A 2,629-nucleotide genomic window follows, 5' to 3' on the forward strand; every position below is an offset into this window, starting at 1 on the left:
GTGTTCGCGTTCATCGTGCTGATCGTCGTGCTGGTGTTCCGTCCGTCGGGCCTGCTCGGCGAACGCGTCGCGGATCGTGCCTGAGTTCGGGCGATATCGGGCAACAAGGAGTAGATAACCATGACCTCAATTCAACCGATCGAGCCGTCCACCACGCTCATCCCCGAGAAGAACATCACGAAGACGCTGGTGGTCGGCGTGATCACCGCGGTGTTCGTGATCGCCGCGCCGATGATCATCGGCGCGGCCGGCGGCAACTACTGGGTGCGCGTGCTCGACTTCGCGATGCTGTACGTGATGCTGGCGCTGGGCCTGAACGTGGTGGTCGGCTTCGCCGGCCTGCTGGACCTGGGCTATATCGCGTTCTACGCGATCGGCGCGTACACCGCGGCGCTGCTCACGTCGCCGCACCTGACCACGCAGTTCGCGTGGATCGCCGCGCTGGTGCCCGGCGGGCTGCACGCGCCGATCTGGGTCATCGTGCCGCTCGCGATGGCGCTCGCCGCGCTGTTCGGCGTGCTGCTCGGTGCGCCGACGCTGCGGCTGCGCGGCGACTACCTCGCGATCGTCACGCTGGGCTTCGGCGAAATCGTGCGGATCTTCATGAACAACCTCGACCGGCCGGTGAACATCACCAACGGGCCGAAGGGCATCACCGGCATCGATCCGGTGCACGTCGCCGGCTTCAACCTGTCGCAGACGCACACGCTGTTCGGGTTCACGTTCCAGTCGGTGTACATGTATTACTACCTGTTCGTGCTGTGCTCGCTGCTCGTGATCTGGACCTGTACGCGTTTGCAGCACTCGCGCATCGGCCGTGCGTGGGCTGCGATCCGCGAAGACGAAATCGCCGCGAAGGCGATGGGCATCAACACGCGCAACGTGAAGCTGCTCGCGTTCGCGATGGGTGCGTCGTTCGGCGGGCTGTCGGGCGCGATGTTCGCGGGCTTCCAGGGCTTCGTGTCGCCCGAGTCGTTCACGTTCTGGGAGTCGGTGGTGGTGCTCGCCTGCGTGGTGCTGGGCGGCATGGGCCATATTCCGGGCGTGATTCTCGGCGCGGTGCTGCTCGCGGTGTTCCCCGAATTCCTGCGGTCGACGATGGGGCCGCTGCAGCATTTCCTGTTCGGCCATGAAATCGTCGATACGGAAGTGATCCGCCAGCTGCTGTACGGTCTCGCGATGGTGCTCATCATGCTGTACCGCTCGGAAGGCCTGTGGCCGTCGCCGAAGCACGAGGACAAGATTGCGAAACTGGCAAGGCGCAACGGCAAGAAGCCGGTGCGCGCGTAAAGCGGACAGCTGCGAGGAGAAAACGCGATGAGCGACAAGAAAATTCGACTGTCCGTCAAGGGCGTGAACAAGCGCTTCGGCGGGCTGCAGGCGCTGTCGGACGTGGGCCTGGAAATCGAGGAAGGCTCGATTTACGGCCTGATCGGCCCGAACGGCGCGGGCAAGACCACGTTCTTCAACGTGATCACGGGCCTGTACACGCCGGACTCGGGCGAATTCAGGCTCGACGGCGAGCACTACACGCCGACCGCGGTGTATCAGGTGGCGAAGGCGGGCATTGCGCGCACCTTCCAGAACATCCGGCTGTTCGGCGGGATGACGGCGCTGGAGAACGTGATGGTCGGGCGGCACGTGCGCACGAAGCACGGGCTGTTCGGCGCGGTGTTCCAGACGCCCGGGGAGCGCAAGGAAGAGCGCGAGATCAAGGAGCGTGCGCTGGAGCTGCTCGAGTATGTGGGCGTGCTGCAGTACGCGGACTACACGTCGCGCAACCTGTCGTACGGCCACCAGCGCCGGCTGGAAATTGCGCGGGCGCTGGCGACCGATCCGAAGCTGCTGGCGCTCGACGAGCCGGCGGCGGGCATGAACGCCACCGAGAAGGTGGAGCTGACGAAGCTGCTGGACAAGATCCGTGGCGACGGCAGGACGATCCTGCTGATCGAGCACGACGTGAAGCTGGTGATGGGCCTGTGCAACCGGATGACAGTGCTCGACTACGGCAAGGTGATCGCGGAGGGTCTGCCGCACGACGTGCAGAAGGACCCGAAGGTGATCGAGGCATATCTGGGCGCGGGGGTCCACTGATGGCGACGGCGATGCTGAAAATCAAGGGCCTGCAGGTCAACTACGGCGGCATCCAGGCGGTCAAGGGTGTCGACATGGAGGTTGCGCAGGGCGAGCTCGTGACGCTGATCGGCGCGAACGGCGCGGGCAAGACCACGACGATGAAGGCGATCACGGGTCTGAAGCCGTATTCGGCGGGCGACATCGAGTACATGGGCCAGTCGATCAAGGGGCTGCCGGCGCACGAGCTGCTGCGGCGGGGTCTGGCGATGGTGCCGGAAGGGCGGGGCATCTTCGCGCGCATGTCGATACTCGAGAACATGCAGATGGGCGCGTATCTGCGCAACGACAACGACGGCATCAGACAGGACATCGAGCGGATGTTCGGCTTCTTCCCGCGGCTGAAGGAGCGCGCGACGCAGCTGGCGGGCACGCTGTCGGGCGGCGAGCAGCAGATGCTGGCGATGGCGCGCGCGATCATCAGCAAGCCGAAGCTGCTGTTGCTCGACGAGCCGTCGATGGGGCTGTCGCCGATCATGGTCGAGAAGATCTTCGA

At 64.9% G+C, this 2,629-nt stretch carries 3 protein-coding genes; all 3 read left to right on the forward strand.

Annotated elements, in window-relative coordinates; genetic code table 11:
• Positions 1-120 precede the first annotated feature (120 nt).
• Positions 121-1,290, forward strand: coding sequence for an ABC transporter permease subunit (locus tag HV675_RS31980; RefSeq protein WP_175115457.1), 1,170 nt, complete (start codon positions 121-123; stop codon positions 1,288-1,290).
• Between the two features lie 27 nt (positions 1,291-1,317).
• Positions 1,318-2,094: an ABC transporter ATP-binding protein gene (locus tag HV675_RS31985; protein WP_175115458.1), complete on the forward strand. Its 777-nt coding sequence runs from the start codon at positions 1,318-1,320 to the stop codon at positions 2,092-2,094.
• Positions 2,094-2,629, forward strand: a 536-nt coding sequence (locus tag HV675_RS31990; RefSeq protein WP_175115459.1) for an ABC transporter ATP-binding protein, incomplete at its 3' end; no start/stop codon positions are given. The genes HV675_RS31985 and HV675_RS31990, both read left to right, overlap by 1 nt.

It is taken from the genome of Paraburkholderia solisilvae (genome assembly GCF_902859875.1).
GTDB classification, from domain to species: domain Bacteria; phylum Pseudomonadota; class Gammaproteobacteria; order Burkholderiales; family Burkholderiaceae; genus Paraburkholderia; species Paraburkholderia solisilvae.

What these genes read in the sequence shown, in the direction of transcription:
- HV675_RS31985 (WP_175115458.1), top strand. Translation starts at nt 1,318, where the DNA reads ATGAGCGACAAGAAAATTCGACTGTCCGTCAAGGGCGTGAACAAGCGC.
- HV675_RS31980 (WP_175115457.1), top strand. Translation starts at nt 121, where the DNA reads ATGACCTCAATTCAACCGATCGAGCCGTCCACCACGCTCATCCCCGAG.